Genomic DNA, 15,465 nt, shown 5'->3' on the forward strand with positions numbered 1-15,465 from the left:
GTTTACTCCCTTTTGGCTCAGCGTGCGACAAAGCCTACCTTTCGATAAACCTTATCCAGCGTTTTGCGCGCCAGATAGGAGGCCTTCTGTGCGCCCTCCTTGTAGACCTGCTCCAGATAATCCTTGTTGTTCAGCAGATCAGTGGTCTTTTCACGAATCGGACGCAGCAGCTCGACAACGGCCTCGCCGACTGCGGGCTTGAACTCACCGTAACCCTTGCCGTCAAACTCGGCTGCCGCCTGTTCGATGGTCTTGCCTGTCGCCAGTGCGTAAATCTGCAGCAGGTTGGAAACACCCGGCTTGTTCTGCGGGTCAAAGATGATGCGGGAATCCGAGTCGGTAACCGCACGCTTGAACTTGCGCATAATATCCTCCGGCTTGTCCATCAGCAGGATGTAGCCGTTCGGGTTCGGGTCGGACTTGCTCATTTTGCTGTTCGGGTCAACCAGGCTGGTAATCTTGGCACCCTCGCCAACCTTCGGGTAGTAGCCCTCCGGAATGGTAAAGGTGTTCGGATGCAGATTGTTGAAGCGGTTTGCAATGTCGCGGCAGATCTCGATGTGCTGGCTCTGGTCCACGCCAACCGGAACGAGATCGGTCTGGTACAGCAGAATGTCTGCCGCCATCAGAACCGGATAGGTGAACAGACCGACATTGATGTTGTCCGCGTGCTTGGCGGATTTGTCCTTGAACTGGGTCATGCGGGAAGCCTCGCCGAACATGGTGAAGCAGTTGAGCACCCACGCCAGCTCCGCATGCGCGGGCACATGGCTCTGGATGAACAGAATGCTCTTTTCCGGGTCCAGACCGCAGGCAATGTACTGCGCGATCAGCTCAAGCGTTGCACGGCGGAGCGCCGCAGGCTCCTGCCGGACCGTGATGGCGTGCTGATCGACCACGCAGTAAATGCAGTTGTACTGCTCCTGCAGGATTGGGAAATTGCGGATAGCACCCAAATAGTTACCCAGCGTCAGCTTGCCGGACGGCTGCACGCCGGAGAAAATCGTTTTCTTCTGGTTATCGCTCATGTATATACTTCCCTTGCTTAGAATTTTTCGGTTCAATTCACCCCGAAAGGTTTCCATACTTAATTGTAATGATACCACAATTTATCATACGTTGCAACCATTCATAAAAAGGAGATAAGAGGCAGGAGAAACCATGCCGTAGAGGCGAACCGTGTTCGCCTGTTCAAGCGATTTGCAAGGGGGAACGAAAAAGGGCGCACAATGTGCGCCCCTACGGTAAGCCGGCACGCAGGAAAATTCCTGTCTCCTAACTCCTCATTGATTGTTTACTCCGGTCTTTCTTTGACCTTCCGCAAAATAGCCCACTCGCTGACCTTGAACGGGAACGCAAAGTGTACGCGCATCTGCGGCACGTTGAACAGCTCGCGCTCAGTGCCCTCGTCATCGGTGACGTTTTTCGCGCAGAACGTATACGGTGCCTGACCCGGCTGAATCAGCTCCAGCTCTTCCCCATCGAAAAAGCGGTTCTTAAGTGCGAACACGGCTTTGCCGCTGTCGTCACACTCGACCGGCATGCCGACAACCTCGTACTCGCGGATATACTGGCTGTCGCCGTAATGCTGTCCGTTTTCCTGATTGCCGAAGTAGAAGCCGGTGTAATACTCGCGGTGGCTGACCTTATTGACCTCATCGCGGCAGAACTGCGGCAGAACAAAGTTTTCCGGGTCCTTTTTATAGGTGTCGATCGCGGCACGGTATGCACCGGTGACACAGGCTGCATAGTACGCAGTTTTGTTGCGGCCCTCAATCTTGAACGAGGTAATACCGGCCTTGATCAGCTCCGGAACGTGCTCGATCATGCACATATCCTTGGAGTTATACAGGTAGGTGCCGCGTCCGTCCTCCTCGACCGGGAAGAACTGCCCCGGACGCTTCTCCTCCATCAGAGAGTAATTCCAGCGGCACGGCTGTGCGCATGCGCCATGGTTGGCGTCGCGGCCGGTCATGTACTGCGAGATCAGGCAGCGGCCGGAGTACGAAATGCACATAGCACCATGAACGAAGGCCTCAATCTCGAGTTCCTTCGGGGTTTTTGCACGGATTTCGGCGATCTCCTCAAGGGAAAGCTCACGCGCGAGCACGATACGCTCGGCGCCTTCATCCGCCCAGTAGTTTGCCGCCTCGTGGTTAAGGATGCTGGTCTGAGTCGAGATGTGCACCGGAACCTTGGGCGCGTATCTGCGCGCCATGCGCAGCACGCCTACATCCGCGATGATGAGTGCGTCCGCGCCTGCGTCCTGCAGCAGCTCCAGATAGGCCGGAAGCGCCGGAAGGTCGCGGTTGGACGGCATAATATTGACTGTAATGTAGCACTTGACGCCGTGCGCGTGCGCGTAGGCAATACCCTCGCGCAGCGCGTTATCGTCAAAGTTGGTTGCAGCGGCACGCATGCCGAAGCGCGTTCCGGCCATATAGACCGCATCCGCGCCGTAGGCAATGCCAAACCGCATTTTGTCCAGATCGCCTGCGGGCGACAGTAATTCAGGTGTGTTATTCACCGGTTGCCTCCGTTGTCGTCGTGTCTGCCGAAGCGCTTGCAGCCTGCGCCTGTGCCTGATTAGAAGCCTCGATGTTGCGCTCGTGCTCCTCATAGCTGCTTGCAAACAGGTGCGAGCCGTCCGGCATAGCAACGTAATAGTAGTAATTGTTGTCCTCCGGATGGCTTGCTGCGTACAGCGAAGCATGACCCGGGTTGCAGATCGGTCCGGGCGGCAGACCCTCGTGGTTGTAAAGGTTGTACTCGGAATCCGACTTGAGATCCTCGTCACTCAGCTTGCCGCCGGTGCGTCCCAGACCATACAGAACGGACGCGTCCACCTGCAGATACGGGAACTCGGAGGAATTGTTCAGACGGTTGTAGATAACGCCCGCAATGCGTGCGCGCTCATCGTCACGCTGTGCCTCACGCTCGATGAGAGAGGCGATCGTGACAATATCGTGCATCGAGCGGCCGAGATTCTCCGCGCCGGACTTGATGTCTGCATCGTACTTGTTGCCGAAGTTGTTGAGCATTTTGTTGATGGTATCGACTACCGCAGCGTTGCCCTTGTATACCTCATAGGTATCCGGGAACAGATAGCCTTCCAGCCAGCCTTCCGCGGCCGGTTTTTCATCCTCAAGGAAATCGTGCTTGAAGGAATATTCATTCAGCACCTCATCCAGTGCATCCTCGGTGCAGATATGGTTGTCCAGCAGCACCTGACGGATCTGCGAGATGGAATAACCCTCCGGAATGGTAATCTGCACGGTCTCTGTGCTTGCAGTGTTGGTCAGCGCGTCTACGATCTGACCGTAGTCCATCGACGGGTTCAGCTGATACGCACCTGCCAGAACCGAGGTATCGGTCTGGTGCTTGAGCTTCAGATACAGCTTGAACACCGAATGATAATTGATAACGCCCTGGTCGTCCAGTTCCTTGGCGAGCGAGGATACCGAGGTGTTCTCCGAAACCGTGATCTCCTTGACCGCATCTGCCTTGACAAAGGCAAAAATGTCGTTTGCCATGAACAGCGCTGCAATCGACAGCACCAGCGAAGCACCGACTACTGCGATCATGTACACCATCGAGCCTGCACAGCCTGCGTTCATCCGGCGGCGGCTTCGGCGGCGTTTGGGCTGCTTCTGCGGCGGCTGCGGCTCTCGATCGTCATCGAAATGCTCCGGCGTAAACTGCTCGGGCACCGGGGGTTCCGAGCCCGGCAGCGGTACGCGCCGCGTTTCATCGTTGTTAAAATGATTATCCATAATTCACCTCTCTGCGGGTCAGCCTCAGCCGATCCAGTAATTCAGAATGATTTTACCGGCAAATGCCAGCGCGAACACAATAAATCCGGGCTCTTTCACCAGCAGCCACAGGTCATACCAGCCGGCACTGACCTCAAAGCGCGGAATGGAACCGCGCGCCAGCATTTTTCCCAGCGTGTCCAGCGTTAAGAACGCAAACAGCAGGAAAAAGAGCACAGTCAGCGGCAGCAGGATGTTCCAAATGCCAAACGGTGCATAGGTATCTGCCATCCACTGCATCAACACGGTGACAAAAGCCGCCGCAGCATGGGAAAGCACCGCCGCCCATATGGTATCAAACACATAGGTCAGATAAGTAAACGCCAGACCGGCGCAGAATCCTGTCGCCAGATCAAGCGGGCTGCCATGCAGCAGTGCGAACACGATGCCGCCGAACAGCAGGCATGCCGAGGTACCGACTTCTTCACCGTATACGCTGAACAGCGCACCGCGTAAATAGATCTCCTCGACCAGAGCTGCTATCACAACGCCGATCAGCAGCCGCCATGCAAACGACATACCGCCGAGCGGCATCGGCAGGGATGCAATCGTCAGCCGGAGACCGGTATGCGCCAGCAGACGGTATTCCAGCATGTTCAGGCTGAGGGCGGCAAATGCGGTCGCCGCGCCCATAAACAGGATGAGCAGCCAGCCGCCCTTACGCGGCATTTTGAATGCAAGCCGCTGCTTAAAGTGCTCCCGAGCCATGCCGGGCAGCGCCATTGCAAGCGCCAGACCGAAGCACACGATCTCACCGAGCGCCATCAGCGACGGCGGCAGATTAAAGTGCGTGATCAGCTTTTCCATGCCTGTCAGCAGGCAGAAGCACACAAACAGGCTGAGACCCGGCAGCAGTGTGCGTTTATCTTGATTCATCGGTGCGCAGCACCTCTCTTTCGGTGATAATGTAATGACAGTAGCGGTCGAACGCCTCGTGCGGCAGGGTTTCGCTCATGCGCTGCGATGCACACAGCGCCGCACAGACCGCGTTTGTCCGGCTGAGGAACCGATCATAATAGCCGCCGCCGTAGCCGAGACGGTACCCTTTTCTGTCGCACGAGAGCGCAGGCGCAAGAATCAGGTCGATGTTCTCCGGTGCAATCTCCGGCGCCGTGTCGGACGGCTCCAGGATGCCGTAGTGACCGGTCCGCAGTTCAGAGAGCGCTGTGATTTTCCGCGCGGTCATGCTGCCGTCCTTGCCGCACAGCGGCACGCAGACCGTCCTGCCGGACGCAAGCGCGTTTTCGAGTACCATGCGGGTGTCAATCTCCTCAGCAGTCGAAACATAGCAGAAAATGCATTCTGCCTGCTGATAGAACTCGCTTTGCAGAATGTTCTGTGCGATGGCGCGATCAATCGCCTGCTTTTCCGCGGCGGACAGACTTGCCCGTTCGGCAAGATAGCGCCCCCGCAGCGTTTTCTTATCCGTACACATGATGTACGACCGACTCTGCAACTTCGTCTGCCTTGGCCTTGCCGCACAGCGCGGTAATCAGCTCACACGCGAAATCCAATGCGCCGCCGACGCCGCAGCCGGTGATGATCCTGCCATCGGTGACTGCGTTTTTCTTTTCCGGGGTCGAACCCTTCATGCCGTCCTCCATGCCCGGATAGCAAGTGGCTTTCTTGCCCTCGAGCAGACCCATGCCGCCCAGAATGATGGACGGAGCCGCGCAGATGGCCGCAACGTACTTGCCTGTATCTGCCATCGTGCGAACCGCATCGGTGACACGCTTGTCCGCGTACAGGTTGGTTGTGCCCGGCATGCCGCCCGGCAGAATCAGCATATCTGCCGCTGCGAGGTCAACCTCGTCCATGGACAGGTCGGTTACGACATTGATGCCGCGTGCACCGCACACGGTTGCACCAGTCACACCGACCAGCCTGGTCTCCACGCCTGCGCGGCGCAGAAGATCGACCGGAGTCAACGCCTCGACTTCCTCGAAGCCCTCTGCCAGTAATACATATACCATGTTTGTCACACCTTTCAGTTGAGCATTAAATTCATATATCCAGCGGTTTCATCCGCTTTCTCATGCCATTTGCATACGCCGAGTGCTATTTCGCTGCCGGTTTCCGTCACGGCGAGCATATCGCGCCGCAACACGTCCAGCAGACCCTGCAGCTGCGCGTCATCTGCGCCGAGCAGCTCCTGCGCATTGTCCTCCCAGCAGAACGCATAGCCGGTGAGCGTTCCGTCCTTGAACCAGCCATACACGCCCGCGCCGAGTGTGTCGAACAGCGCAAGCTGCGCGTTCCAGTACGCCATGTCCCGCTCGATGCGGCATTTCGGCACCAGTTTGTCATACAGCGCCGCCAGTGCAGGCACATTCGCCGAGGTCAGCCGCCGAGGCGCTTCGCGCTCCCCTGCCGTGCGGGTAATCTCCCGGCGGGAAATATGGAAGAACGGCTCGTAGCCGAACGGTTTGTAAAAATCAAACAGCCACTTTTCTGCCGGAATGAGCACGGACGCAATGCGTCCCCCCTGCCTGTCCAACTCGAACGAGCGCTCGAGCAGCCGCGCCATATAACCCTTGCGGCGATGCTTTGGGTCGGTGCATGCACCGTAAATATACGTTGCCTCGCGGGAGAGGCCGCCCACCGTCATGCGGTACGGGAGCATCTGCACCATCGCCACGAGCGTTTCGCCCTCAAGATACAGCAGCGTATATTTTTCTTTATAGAAGTGCGCAAAGAAGTAGTCGTTGAAGCCGCCCTCATCCGGAAAACAGGTTTCCCAAAGGGCACGAACGGCAGGAAAATCGCCTTTTTCTGCAAATCGCATCATTTCAATCAACCTTTCGGCACAGCCATATATTTCACGCCGCGCATGACCGGATAATAGGACTTTTTCGCCTTGCGCAGACCCTCGAGTCCCAGATCCTCCTCGCGGTTGACGTATTCCACATCATTGCAGTTGCGCTCTACGAACTGCTGGTTGATCATCTGGTACGCGCCCTGAATCGTGTGGTCGGCCTTTTCAATCTGTACCACGAACATATCCGACGTAGCCTTGCAGCCGAATGTGAACGCGATAACCTCGCCGTCCAAGCGGAGCAGTCCGCCGCGCAAATTCAAGTAGTCAAAGTTGTGGAGCGCCTGCACGATTGCGCAGGTCTCGCCTTCAAAGTCGCGCTCGCGTGCACAGCCGTTCAGGTTGCACCAGTGCACATGGAAGGCGAACGCATCCTTGCTGTTTTCCCGGGTCATGTCCTCGTAGCTCCACCGCCCCTCATAGGCAGTCTTGAAGCGGTTGACGAGGTTGCGCTTGCTCTGCAGCTTTTTGCCGGACAGCGTGCGCAGCTTTTCCGCGAGGTAGATATAATCGTCGCCGTCCTCGCTGTCGTGCGAGAACGTGAACTTGCCCGGGCGAACGGCTTCGATACGCTCGATCATCGGCTCAGCGACCGAGACGATGACGAACGGAAGACCGCGTTCAGCGGCATCCTGCTCGAGCGCATCTAGCGCAGCGCCGAGGTCGCCCTGACCGACAGGCGCAAGATAGCAGTCGTGTCCGCCGTCCAGCGGAGACATTTTCACCAGCATAAAGCCGTCTTTGAAGCAGATCTGCGTATTGTAATGGCTGCGCCACATGAAAAGATCGACAAAACAGCGCTCACACAGATGATAGTTGTAATGCGAGCCGCAGTGCTCGACCATTGGTTTATCTTCTAAAGTAATTTCTCTAAACGGTAACATATAATACCTTTCTCAAGATTGATTTGGGGGTTACTTGCCCTCGCGCAGCGCCTGATAGTGCGCGCGCACTTCTGCGGCCTTGCCGCAGGACATTTTGCCCTCTGTGCAGACACCGTCCACGCAGGCCGGTCCGCAGTGACCGAACAGCGTCGGCGCAACAGCGTATACCTGCCTGTACATCTCCTCGGCAAGCGCACGGATCTCCCACTGGGCGCGATTGCAGCAGCGCAGGCGGAAAAAGTTCTTGAGGCTGCGGGCGTTCGCCGTCATGACAATGCGAGTCGCGCAGGCGTTCGGCAGAACGTAGCGTGCGTCCTCAATGGCGTGCTTTTCAGCCTTGCTGCGGGCGGTCTTCTCCGGAACGCCCTGCTCGAGCAGCTCCTTGAGGTAGCCTTCCATCAACGCGGCCGTCAGTTCCTCGTAGGTGTGCTGGTCGTCCTCCATCGCCTGAATGAATTTTGCCCGGGCAGCCGGAATTTTATCAATCTCCGGCGGAACAACATACTCGAAGCCCTTCTCACGCACATAGCGCTGGCTCTGCACCGAGAACGATGCAATGCGGTGGCGCGTGATCTGCGCCAGCAAAGAACGTGATACACCCTCGATTGCAAAGGTGAACGACACATGCTCGATCGGACTTTCGTGGCCGATCTCGGAAAGCATGTTGACAAAGCTCTCTGTCTTTTCCTCGGTCAGACCATCCAGCACGCTGTCCACGTCCGTGGAGGAATAGCAGTTCTTTGCTGCAGCCGCGACCAGCTTTTCCGGGTCAGGCGTGTAAGCAAGCAGTTTTACTTTCATTCTTATCACTTTCCCTTCCTGCCGAAAAGCCGCTCCTTGATAACGATGAGCAGAAATTTCGGCAGCTTCATCATACGGCCGATACGGCTGGGCTGCTTGAGCAGACGGTAAAACCACTCCAGACCCAGCTTGATGAAGATATCCGGCGCACGCTTGGCAACGCCTGCGAACACATCCAGCGAGCCGCCGAGACCGCAGAACAGTGTGCTGTGGATATCGTCCATGTTGTCCGCAATGAATTTCTCCTGCTTGGGCGCACCCAGACAGACGAACACAACATCCGCACCGCCTGCGGCGTTGATGCTGTCCACAACCTCCTGCGGATCGGAGAAATAGCCGTCATGCGTGCCGGCAAGCACCAGTCCCGGATACTTCGCACACAGGTTTGCACCTGCTTTTTCGGCAACACCGGGCTTCGCACCTAGCAGATACAGGCGCATGTTCTCCTTGGCCATCGCGGCAACAAGGCTCTCGGCAAATTCAATGCCGGCTACCTTGCCCTGCAGCTTTTCACCGAGGATCTTCGCAGCATAGATGATGCCGATGCCGTCCGGCAGGACAAGCGTCGCATGGTTGACAACGCCCATGAATTTTTCGTCATGGCGGCAGAGATCGACGATCTCCGGATTCGGGGTAACAACGTAGCCCTTCTGCCGGGAACGGATCTTGCTCATTGCAAGCTCAACAGCCTGCTGCTTGGTAACGGCGTGAAATTGCACGCCCAGAATAGAAGCAGTATTCATCTTCGTATCTCCCATATTTTCCAGCCTTTTATTTGGCGATGAACATTCCTAATCTATTGTATTATACAGCAGCAAACTAAAATCTGCAAGCCCAGCTTACAGAGAGTGAGGAGTAGATAGCGATAAACGTATCATGCAGGGCGGACTGACCCCGTCCTGCCGCCTGTAAGTATGTGCAGATCGTTGCGAACGGCGGCATGAGGTCATGCCGCCCTGCGATATGCCTTGGCAAACATCGTTCTCTTTCCGCATAGGCTGTTAAGGGGAGGTGAACCCATGGAAGAACTGACGCAGTATATCAAGGCGGATTTCGCGGTTCTGGTAGCGGTTTTATACTGCATCGGACGCGGACTCAAAGCAATACAGCGGTTTCCCAATCAATTTATCCCTCTGGCACTCACGTTCTGCGGGATCGGACTGGCTTGTCTGTCAGTCGCATCGCGCTATGCCAGCTACGGCAACTGGGCAGCCGCTCTGTTTGAAGGTGTGGTACAGGGTGTCCTGTGTACAGGCATGTCGGTCTATCTGAACGAAGTCATAGCACACTGCAGTTCAAACAAAGGAAACGACCCGCCGAAATAACACGCGAAAACAAAAAGAAGAACAAAGTGTTCCAACGGTCTCAACGGCTTCGGTTTTCCGAAGCCGTTTTCGTTTATCCTTACTTGCATCAGCAGGCAATTTGCGGTACAATACCCATATAAACTCTGTCCCCTGCTTTGGGACACCAAGGAGAGAGACACGCCTTGTACGATTTGCAAACTCTAATTTTTTACGCCAAGGAGAAAAACACCTCCGATGTGCATTTAACCGTTGGTCTCCCGCCGATGCTGCGTATCGACGGTGAGCTGCGTACCCACGGTGACGTACCTCTGACCGAGCAGGATGTACAGGATGCGGCACAGCAGCTCGCGGATGAGCATCAGCTGCACGAGCTGAAAACCATCGGCGAGTCCGACTTTGCGGTGACGTTTGCCGATTCCGTGCGTATGCGCTGCAATCTGTTTCGCCAGCAGCACCACACAGCGCTGGCGCTGCGTCTGCTGCCGATGGAAATCCCGACTGCGGAACAGCTTCGCCTGCCGGATATCATTATACAGCAGGCAGAAAAGCCGCGCGGACTGGTTATCGTGACCGGACCGACCGGCTCCGGCAAAAGTTCCACGCTGGCGGCACTGATCGACCACGTCAACCGTACCGCGGCACGCCATATCATCACGCTTGAAAACCCGATTGAGTATGTACACCCGCGCATTCGCTCAATGATCAACCAGCGTGAAATCGGTACGGATACGGACAGCTTCGCAAGCGGTCTGCGGGCAGCTCTGCGGCAGGACCCGGACGTTATTCTCGTCGGTGAGATGCGCGATCTGGAGACCATTTCGACCGCTATCACAGCTGCCGAGACCGGTCACCTTGTATTCGGCACACTGCACACCAAGGGAGCTGCCGGTACGATCGACCGTATCGTGGACGTATTCCCGCCGGAGCAGCAGGAGCAGATTCGCATTCAGCTTGCCGAGGTGCTTGAGTGCATTGTCTGCCAGACGCTCGTACCGCGCACCATAGGCGGCCGCGTAGCCGCATTTGAGATTCTGACCGGCACCCCTGCCGTGCGCAACCTGATCCGCCAGAACAAGTCGTATCAGCTCATCAGCACCATGCAAACCGGCCGCAATCAGGGTATGATGCTGATGGACGATTCGCTCGGGGAACTCGTCCGCAGCGGAGAGGTCCGCATCGACGATGCCGCTGCAAAAGCAGCCGACCCGGAAGCGTTTCCGCAGTCTGTCTTCCGATAAGATAACAAATCCCGCGTTGAATTTCACGCGGGATTTTTATGGCAATACCGCATAAAGGAGCCGCGGCTTTAATTATGCGGTGTTGTCTTATGCTTATTTTGCTTTGCGCCTGCTTTTGAAGCAGGATGCCGCAGGTTCACTCTTACGTTAATTTTCCATTCTCAATTTTCCGCAACTCTACGGAACGTTCATTGTATTCTCCTCCGTTTTCCGTATAATAGAATGCAAGGGAGGTGATCCAAATGGATCAGGTAAAAACCGGCAGACTGATCCGCGCTCTGCGGACAAAACTGAGACTGACACAGCTTGCGCTGGCCAAACAGCTTGGCGTCAGCGACAAGGCGGTATCCAAATGGGAGCGCGGGCATTCCCATAGTTAAAGATACCACACCCAATATCACAAACTCACGCTTAAACAATATTTCTTAGTCAACCACATACAATAACAAATACAAAAAAGCTGGAAGCAGACTTAATTTTGCTCCCAGCTTTTCTTTATTGTTTTGATGAAGTCGTTCAATGATACTTGTTTTTGCCATCTGCTTACATAATGTGCATACTTGTCACTTGTGTTCTGATATATCTGTCCCTCTTATTGCCTAAACTCATATTAAGGGTGTGATATATCCAAGTGCAATAGCCTTGTTATAGGCTTCGATAGCATTTTTAGCCCCCAGCTTATCATAGATGCTTTGGATATGGTTGTAAAGTGTCCGTTCACTGATATACAGTTCTTGCGCTATTTCATGCTTCGTTTTCCCTGTTCCAATCGCCTTAATAATTTCCGCTTCACGATCTGTCAGGGGATCTAATAAAGGGGGCGTAGTGGACTTGTGACCTTTACTAATAGCTGTGAGTTTTTTTACCAACTCGTCAGCAGAAGCAGACTTATCAATATAACTTACGGCGCCTTTTTTAAGTGCCTCCTGTCTATAAACTGGCATATCATAAGAGGATAGCATAACCACCTTTATTTTTGGCTTTTTACTATATATCGTTTCTATCAGATCAATGCCAGAACTTTTTGACTGCTCTCTTAGGTTGACATCAAGTAATACAATGTCCCATTCGTCTACGGAAAGAATATTCCAAAACTCTGTTTCATTACTTACATAGCGACAGATAGAGATTTCATCCCAATCTTCCAGAAGTTTGCTTAAACTCTCTCCAAATATCCTGTGATCATCAAATAGTAATATCTTCATTTTTTCTCCCCAAAACTGCCGTTGCAGTTAAAATACCATCTTTCTCTAAATACTGAATGTTACCACCATTCCCATTTATCAACACCGTCAAGAACAGCATACCACCTTTGGAAGAAAGAATATTTTCAATGTCATTTGGTTTCGCTCCATCATTTTGACAGGTAATTACGAGTCTACTTTCTTCATTTAGCGCGATTTCCAAATGAATAAAAGTAGCGGCAGCGTGTTTATAAACATTGTTGACAAGTTCTTTGATTATCTGCATAGTCTGTTCCAAACTGTTATCTTTTTTCAAAGCAATCCTTGCTTCGCTGTCAATCGTGAAATCTACAAGTATATTCTTCTTTGGGTACAGCTTCTTAATCGCGTCAAGCATATATCCGATATGTTCCCATGAAGCATACCCCGAAAAGATATTAGAGGAATAGAAATTCATCATATTTCTTACCCGCAATTCCAAATCAGACAATATCCTTTTTGTTTCATCAACATCTGGTGAGCGAAGCGACAGGAGATTTTTGGCACCTCCAATGTCTTGAAGCACATCGTTATGAAGCAGTCTTGAGAAATCTTCCCTCTCATTTGCAATATAGTTCGTTAATTCATAATACTTTGTCAACTCCTTGTAACGGGCCTCCATGTCGCCAAGATGAATGACAGCAAAAGCCTCAAATAAAAGCATTATAAGCTGAAAAAATACATTGACTTGTAGGGTGGACAAATCAAAGCAATAAAGTACGACTGTAAACAAGGGAATCATAAGAGCGAGGACATATCTTGCTTTCCTCTGGGCAATCGGAAGAATATTAACCTGTTTCAAATTTATATATCTATAATCAAGGAAAATTCCCATGAACATTCCAACTAACATGGTTATAACAGGGAGAATTTGGAAATCAAAAAACGACAGTATGATAGCTGCAATTCCAAACAGCAAGCGAACCATTTTACCCCGGCTTGCGTCAGTTCTTACCAGCATTATTCCGATAATCAATGCAAAAAACAGAAATGCACCCATGTATAAGGTGGAAAATCCATCATACATCAGCGCCGCAATAAAGGAAACAGAAAGCAGGTTCCAGCCACATTCAGATATTGTTGCCTTTCGCCGTGATGTCATTACATGAAGATAGAGCAGATTGAGATAACAAAGCAAGACGGCAATCGACAATAAGTTGATGGCTCCGTCATTCGCAATTCCTTTATGTGTTCTATCCAATATAACCCATAAAGTCACAATACCCGCATGAAGAAACAGATACGGATAGAAGCGTTTATCCTGCATAGCCCCCCTCCTTTCAGCTAAAATTCATTATGTTAGTAATATGATGATACGATCCGTTCTTTAGTCATCAGACATAAACCACACGCAGTCAAAACTATTATACTCACTGGAGAAAATAGTAGCAACACCCACACATTATTCGTTTTCATAAATATCCCACATTTTAAGACAACCAGCAAAATATGAAGCAGTGTTGCAAAGATAGGAATACTCTTAAACCAGTTCATATTTCTAATCCAGAGAATCAAAACATTTATAAATGCCGAATACAATATGCTAAGGATCAGAAAATAGGTGCCTAATAACAAGATAAGGTTTGGCAGGCGAATGGAAATTATCAAAAGTAGAGGAAACAAAAGGATCAGCGTTCCAATCCATAGTGATAGCAGATTCTCCTTAACAATACTTGAGATTTTAATACCATTAGCAAGTTTCCATTCTATTCTCTTTGTGATTTTTTCTTGCTGCAACATATCCTTGCTTATTTCTCCGGCAAAAAAGATAAATAAGCACAGGTATCCATCAAGCATAAAATACTTTATATCAACGCCAAATACAATGTTTTCTGAAATATCCCCAAAGTTCATCAGAGAGATCATGCCGAAGATAGCTGCTACCGCACTCATAAATATAAAATTCCAGTTCAATACCCTTTTAAGGTTTAAGGTTATCAAACCCATTCGCCATCCCTCCTGATAACTGTTTCGTTGCTCATGTGCCGAGCCTTAAAGAAACTTAATAGTACAAACATCATGCAAAGTGCAACATCAACCACAATAATCAAATAGTCAATTCCTATATGATGTTGATTCACAAACTCTGTAATCTGTTCTGCCGACATCGCAATCAAATAAACCAGTGCAAAATTACCAAAGAACAGAACATTTTTGAACAGTTTTACTCGTTTTACATCCAGTACAATGATATTCAAAGCGACAATCTCACAAAAACTAAGTACAAGAATACTAAGATAAACGCATACGATCCGCCCAAAGCTCATTGTCCAGTCGGTAAAGTAATAGCAACTCATAAAAACAAAGAACGGGATAATACCAGAAAATCGGAAAATCTGTATCGAATACTGTTTTATAATCTCTTTTACCGCAATTCCAGAAGCTGCAAAAAATTCAACTCTCCGGCTTAACTTATCCTTTGCTGTCAAATCTACAATCATAGCACCGGATTGCAGGGAGGTAAGACCAAAAATAACCGCATAGAGCATTAGGACTAAATAATCTTCTCCCTTAGACTGCAAGGCGTCCATCTGCATTGCAAAGCTCATAAAAATCGCCAGAATGGCAACAATCGCAGTATCAATTAGGAGGCTTTTACTTCTGGTAAGATAGTAGCCTGCGCCTTTTCCCATGTTACTCATGCCGATTGCCCTCCTTAATAAAGATTTCTTCCAATGATTGTCCTTGCATTTCTTGAATACCCTTATCAAACAGCAATCTGCCATTTTTAATCATAGATACATCATCAGCGCACTTTTCAATCTCGCTAAGGTCATGTGAAGTGATAATAACCGTTTTTCCGTCAGCTTTTAGAGCCTCTATCAAACTACGGATTTCTACTCTGGATATGGGGTCTACACCCGATGTTGGTTCATCCATGAGCAGAATATCCCGTCCCATCATAATCACAATCAAAAGGGACAGTTTTCTTTTCATTCCTTTAGAATAAGTGCTAACACGCTTTCCTAAATGCTCGGTCAATCCTAATTGCGTACAATAACTGTCTGAACGATCATTTATTTCAAATCCAAAGTATTTCCCAAAAATTCTCAAATTTTCAAGACCAGTCTGTTCTTCATACAGATAGTCATTTTCAAGCTCCATTGCATATTTCCCTGCAATGTTGATTGTCCCTGCATTTGGCTGGTATACCCCTGTAATCAAGCGTAGCAGTGTTGTCTTTCCAGAACCGTTCGGGCCAATAATCGCATGGATTGTATTTGCTTTTACATTCAGGCTAAAATTCTCAAACAAAACTCTGCCACCAAAACCTTTTTTTAAGTTCTTTACTTCAATCGCATTTTGAATCTCAGACATATTTTTTGCTCCTTTCATTTGGTGCTCCACCATATAGGTATAGTGTATAAAACGAAGAAGCATTTTG

At 51.1% G+C, this 15,465-nt stretch carries 18 protein-coding genes; 3 read left to right on the forward strand and 15 right to left on the reverse strand.

The window, feature by feature from the left end; genetic code table 11:
* Positions 1-17: 17 nt before the first annotated feature.
* From trpS to PGS25_RS00265, 10 genes are all read right to left on the reverse strand, one after another.
* Complete coding sequence (trpS, locus tag PGS25_RS00220; protein ID WP_110436847.1) at positions 18-1,028, reverse strand: tryptophan--tRNA ligase; 1,011 nt, start codon at positions 1,026-1,028, stop codon at positions 18-20.
* Positions 1,029-1,294: 266 nt separating this feature from the next.
* Positions 1,295-2,527, reverse strand: a complete 1,233-nt coding sequence (locus tag PGS25_RS00225) for a peptidase U32 family protein (protein WP_270417281.1) — start codon at positions 2,525-2,527, stop codon at positions 1,295-1,297.
* Positions 2,520-3,773 (reverse strand): endolytic transglycosylase MltG, encoded by a 1,254-nt coding sequence (mltG, locus tag PGS25_RS00230; RefSeq protein ID WP_270417282.1) that lies wholly within the window; start codon positions 3,771-3,773, stop codon positions 2,520-2,522. The genes PGS25_RS00225 and mltG overlap by 8 nt, the downstream gene beginning before the upstream one ends.
* A 24-nt stretch (positions 3,774-3,797) precedes the next feature.
* Complete coding sequence (locus PGS25_RS00235) at positions 3,798-4,688, reverse strand: CPBP family intramembrane glutamic endopeptidase (RefSeq protein WP_270417283.1); 891 nt, start codon at positions 4,686-4,688, stop codon at positions 3,798-3,800.
* Entirely contained in the window at positions 4,675-5,247 is a 573-nt protein-coding gene (locus tag PGS25_RS00240; RefSeq protein ID WP_270417284.1) for a 5-formyltetrahydrofolate cyclo-ligase, read from the reverse strand. The genes PGS25_RS00235 and PGS25_RS00240 overlap by 14 nt, the downstream gene beginning before the upstream one ends.
* A complete protein-coding gene (locus PGS25_RS00245) occupies positions 5,234-5,785 on the reverse strand; it encodes a DJ-1 family glyoxalase III (RefSeq protein ID WP_270417285.1) in 552 nt (183 codons plus the stop codon). The genes PGS25_RS00240 and PGS25_RS00245 overlap by 14 nt, the downstream gene beginning before the upstream one ends.
* Before the next feature lie 14 nt (positions 5,786-5,799).
* Positions 5,800-6,600, reverse strand: coding sequence for a GNAT family N-acetyltransferase (locus PGS25_RS00250; RefSeq protein ID WP_270417286.1), 801 nt, complete (start codon positions 6,598-6,600; stop codon positions 5,800-5,802).
* Positions 6,601-6,605: 5 nt separating this feature from the next.
* A complete protein-coding gene (locus PGS25_RS00255) occupies positions 6,606-7,511 on the reverse strand; it encodes a DUF2156 domain-containing protein (RefSeq protein WP_270417287.1) in 906 nt (301 codons plus the stop codon).
* 30 nt (positions 7,512-7,541) lie between these two features.
* The gene (gene thyX, locus PGS25_RS00260; RefSeq protein WP_270417288.1) at positions 7,542-8,312 is read right to left on the reverse strand and encodes an FAD-dependent thymidylate synthase; all 771 of its coding nucleotides are present in this window, start codon (positions 8,310-8,312) and stop codon (positions 7,542-7,544) included.
* A 5-nt stretch (positions 8,313-8,317) separates the two neighbouring features.
* On the reverse strand, positions 8,318-9,055 hold the full coding sequence (locus tag PGS25_RS00265) for a WecB/TagA/CpsF family glycosyltransferase (RefSeq protein WP_117751751.1): 738 nt from the start codon (positions 9,053-9,055) through the stop codon (positions 8,318-8,320).
* Between the two features lie 276 nt (positions 9,056-9,331).
* Here PGS25_RS00265 and PGS25_RS00270 point away from each other — a divergent pair, with 276 nt between their 5' ends.
* The 3 genes from PGS25_RS00270 (at position 9,332) to PGS25_RS00280 (ending at position 11,237) form a co-directional block, all read left to right on the forward strand.
* A complete protein-coding gene (locus tag PGS25_RS00270; RefSeq protein ID WP_118481242.1) occupies positions 9,332-9,637 on the forward strand; it encodes a phage holin family protein in 306 nt (101 codons plus the stop codon).
* Between the two features lie 164 nt (positions 9,638-9,801).
* Positions 9,802-10,857, forward strand: a complete 1,056-nt coding sequence (locus tag PGS25_RS00275; protein WP_270417289.1) for a type IV pilus twitching motility protein PilT — start codon at positions 9,802-9,804, stop codon at positions 10,855-10,857.
* A gap of 242 nt (positions 10,858-11,099) precedes the next feature.
* Positions 11,100-11,237, forward strand: coding sequence for a helix-turn-helix domain-containing protein (locus tag PGS25_RS00280; protein ID WP_330671814.1), 138 nt, complete (start codon positions 11,100-11,102; stop codon positions 11,235-11,237).
* 225 nt (positions 11,238-11,462) lie between these two features.
* Here the strand turns inward: PGS25_RS00280 and PGS25_RS00285 are convergent, their stop codons facing one another.
* The 5 genes from PGS25_RS00285 to PGS25_RS00305 are packed head-to-tail and all read right to left on the reverse strand — an operon-like array spanning position 11,463 to position 15,416.
* On the reverse strand, positions 11,463-12,062 hold the full coding sequence (locus tag PGS25_RS00285; RefSeq protein ID WP_009243057.1) for a response regulator transcription factor: 600 nt from the start codon (positions 12,060-12,062) through the stop codon (positions 11,463-11,465).
* Entirely contained in the window at positions 12,043-13,347 is a 1,305-nt protein-coding gene (locus tag PGS25_RS00290; protein ID WP_118639780.1) for a hypothetical protein, read from the reverse strand. Before PGS25_RS00290 ends, PGS25_RS00285 begins: the two co-directional genes overlap by 20 nt.
* 32 nt (positions 13,348-13,379) lie before the next feature.
* The gene (locus tag PGS25_RS00295) at positions 13,380-14,027 is read right to left on the reverse strand and encodes a hypothetical protein (protein ID WP_021738928.1); all 648 of its coding nucleotides are present in this window, start codon (positions 14,025-14,027) and stop codon (positions 13,380-13,382) included.
* Entirely contained in the window at positions 14,018-14,722 is a 705-nt protein-coding gene (locus tag PGS25_RS00300) for a hypothetical protein (RefSeq protein ID WP_118639779.1), read from the reverse strand. Before PGS25_RS00300 ends, PGS25_RS00295 begins: the two co-directional genes overlap by 10 nt.
* The gene (locus PGS25_RS00305; protein ID WP_009321444.1) at positions 14,715-15,416 is read right to left on the reverse strand and encodes an ABC transporter ATP-binding protein; all 702 of its coding nucleotides are present in this window, start codon (positions 15,414-15,416) and stop codon (positions 14,715-14,717) included. Before PGS25_RS00305 ends, PGS25_RS00300 begins: the two co-directional genes overlap by 8 nt.
* Positions 15,417-15,465 lie beyond the last annotated feature (49 nt).

The sequence above is a fragment of the Butyricicoccus sp. AM78-15b2TA genome (genome assembly GCF_027665985.1).
Classification (GTDB): domain Bacteria; phylum Bacillota; class Clostridia; order Oscillospirales; family Butyricicoccaceae; genus Agathobaculum; species Agathobaculum butyriciproducens.